The sequence below is a fragment of the Thomasclavelia sp. genome, assembly GCF_047249845.1.
Lineage (GTDB): Bacteria > Bacillota_I > Bacilli_A > Erysipelotrichales > Coprobacillaceae > Thomasclavelia.
Genome location: NZ_JBKTWO010000106.1, coordinates 1 through 3,109, shown reverse-complemented (window position 1 = coordinate 3,109; position 3,109 = coordinate 1). Strand labels below are relative to the sequence as shown.

At 29.1% G+C, this 3,109-nt stretch carries 3 protein-coding genes and 1 pseudogene; 1 reads left to right on the top strand and 3 read right to left on the bottom strand.

The genetic code is table 11. The features are described 5' to 3' along the window. Positions 1-104, top strand: a pseudogene (locus ACLR9T_RS13620) (hypothetical protein); the annotation flags it as partial. An 89-nt stretch (positions 105-193) separates the two neighbouring features. On the opposite strand, the gene ACLR9T_RS13615 reads toward ACLR9T_RS13620, so the two are convergent. From ACLR9T_RS13615 to ACLR9T_RS13605, 3 genes are all read right to left on the bottom strand, one after another. Then, a complete protein-coding gene (locus ACLR9T_RS13615; RefSeq protein ID WP_195644012.1) occupies positions 194-409 on the bottom strand; it encodes a hypothetical protein in 216 nt (71 codons plus the stop codon). A 158-nt stretch (positions 410-567) separates the two neighbouring features. Continuing rightward, positions 568-789 carry a hypothetical protein gene (locus ACLR9T_RS13610; RefSeq protein WP_195644013.1) on the bottom strand — a complete coding sequence of 74 codons (222 nt, stop codon included), beginning with the start codon at positions 787-789 and terminating at the stop codon, positions 568-570. A 586-nt stretch (positions 790-1,375) separates the two neighbouring features. After that, positions 1,376-3,109 (bottom strand): discoidin domain-containing protein (locus ACLR9T_RS13605; RefSeq protein WP_413110042.1); only part of this gene is annotated, 1,734 nt, incomplete at its 5' end.

The following is a 3,109-nucleotide window of genomic DNA, read 5'->3' as shown; positions in this document are numbered from 1 at the left end:
GGGAATTTGCAAAAATGATTATTCAGGATATTTATAAGACAACGGGAATAACAGCTACAGCAGGAATAAGAACAAACTTATATCTTGCGAAAGTAGCAATGGATACATCAGGATGATCAAGCACATACTGAACAACTCCTGTTTAAATTCATCTGTAAATGCTGGTTTAGTCATAATTAAATACCTCGTCTTTCTAATGATAATAACTTATGACATTTAATCCTTGTATTCTTAGTATTTCATCTTGTACTTCCGGAGAACATTTACAATATTCTTTATATGTTTTTCTATGATGAGATTCTAATTTATGAAGATTCGAAGCAAAAACACACCAGGGCAAATAATCTACTTCGGAATTATTATTAATAATAAAATGTTCTGCTTGTTCTTTTAACTTTCTCTTTTGCAAATTTTCCTCATTTTTTTGTATTTCTTTTTCGTCTTTTCTTTGTAGATAGTATATTGAAAAGAAACTACAACAGTTGCTAGTAGTGATAGAATACTTAAAATAATTTGTATTATATCTGCTATAGACAAAATTTTAATCTCCTTTCCTTATAATCCATTTTACTGCTCTAAACTGTTTTTCAAAAAGTCCTCAAGAATAGATTTTAAAAATTTTTCATCCGCCTCTCTTTCATTTTCCAAATTTCCAGAAACTTTTATACTTTTTGAAATAACAATACTATCTTGTAACAATTTATCATCAGTATTAACGATAACCTCTTTAACAGCAGAATCGTCAACAAACATAAATACATCTGCTTCTCCTTTATCTGCAGAGAGCACTTTTGCACCTCCATAATATGTTTGAAGACTTTGATTGCTTGAACCTATCATTGACCTAACCTTTATACTAATCATTATAGTTTTCTAATGACAGTTTTTATTTTTATCATAGTAAGAGGTTTAACCATTTTACGTGTTGCTGTCCAGTGACATTTTTCTATAACGGTAAATCTTTTTTAGAAAATCTGATTGCTTCTATCGCATAACAAGCTACTGCTAAAAAAATAAGTAATTTCCAAATGAAAGCCGTATCTACAAGTCAGCATTCGTGAAGGAGTTAATTCTTCTTTATCAAACACACCCTCGGACTGCTTCAAGGCATACGCATATTCAGATTGTTTTACATATTTGTCAATACTGAATTAATTCTACCTCAATTCAATAGTTTTAGCTAAAATTAACAATAGCATCTCTTGATTCTACCAGTAAAATAAAACTATTCTCAGATATAATATTAAATCTAAGAATAGTTTAACATCTAAATTTTACTATGTCCTAAAACAGGGTAACTGAGATTAAATCATAGCTAGAATGATTATAATTAAGCAAATCCGTGATAAACAATTCGTCACGGATTTAGGTTTAATTAATTTTCTTTTTTCTTCTTTTTAAGTAAAGCAATCCCAGTAGCTGCTACTAGTAAAGTTCCAATAGCCATAAAGTTTGTATTGTCCCCAGTTGCAACACCTGGCTTAATAGGTTTTACTGGATCCATTGGTTTTTCTGGTTTTGCCGGTTTATCAGGATCGACAGGTTTAACTTCTAATTTATCAATTGCATTATTAATTGCATCAACTGCTGCATTGATTTCTTCTTGAGTAGCATCTTTGTTTTCTAGAACTTTATTACCAGCATCAATTGCATTTTGTAATACGTTCCATGATTTTTCAGTATACTTGCTTGCATCCAGCTTATTTGCTTTATCAATAACAGTCTCTAATTCACTTGTATCACTAGGAGCTTCAAGACCTTTGATAGCATCATCAAGTGTTTTAAGTGCTTTATCAACTTGTTCTTGAGTAGCATTACTATCTTTATTAACAATGATTGCTTCTAATAAAGTTTTTTCAAATCTTGACCATGATTCAATAGAATAGTTATTATTTTCTATTTCTTTTGCATCATTAATCTTATCTGTTAGTTTTTCTTTGTTTGAGGTAACTGTATCTCTTAATGCATTGATTGCATTACGTAAATTATTAGTTTCTTCAGTTACATCAACTTTTCCTTCAACATAAGATTTTTGAGCAACAATTAATGCATCAATCATTTCATTTACTGAGCCACTAGATTTACCAGTAATATTTAATGTTTCAGCTTCTAAAATTATATCTTTTAAAGTTGAATCTTCAGGTATTTCTTCTAATTCAAACTTAACTTCTGCAATTTGATACCAGTTCCCCTTACCTTCAGTAAGAACAATTCTAACATATTTAGTCAATGTCTTATCAAAAGTAATAGTTTTTTCAAATGCTGAATTATCTAACGTTCCTACTGTTGTCCAATTTTTTCCATCAGTGGAGATTTGCACATCAGCACCATCAATTATATCTTCACCAGCATTGCTTGGTTGAATGATTTGGATAGAACTAATATTTATTGGACGAGTAAATGTGAATTTAACTTCTTTACCAATTTCTTGGTTGCTATTAAACCAACATTTAGTATTAATATTACCATCAATCATATTATTGTAGTTATTAGATTGATAATAAGTATCAGTTGCTGAAATAGTTGGAACTTTAGCATTAGGTTTAACTAATGATTGCTTAGCTGTTTGAATTGCATTATAAGCTTCTTTAGCTTTTTCAACAGTTAATCCTTCACTATTAAGTAATGTTTTTCCTGTAGTTACAGCATTTTTATAAGCTTGATATCCACTTGAATAGTCACTTTCATTTAATGGATATGTAACTTCAACATATAATGAATAATATTCCAATTTTACAGCTTTATTTTTAGCATCTTGTAATGCTCTTAATGCGTTATTAACAGCTAATTGTCCACTTGTTTCGTCAAAATATATTTCTTTTGCCATTGTTAATGCTTCATTATAATCAGCTACAGTTTCATTAATATATTCACTTACTGCTAATGGTTCAAATATTTCTTTTTTTAAATCAGTTTTATCACAATGTAATTGATATTTTAAAGTAATTGTCATATTACCGTTATATTTACCATCTAATGGTAAATCTGATTCAATAAAACTATATCCAAATAATTCTTTTGCTTCAAAATGATACTCACTATCATTTAGACCATAGAATACATCATCTGCAGCAATAGTCTTACCAAAATTATCAATATATTTGATAGT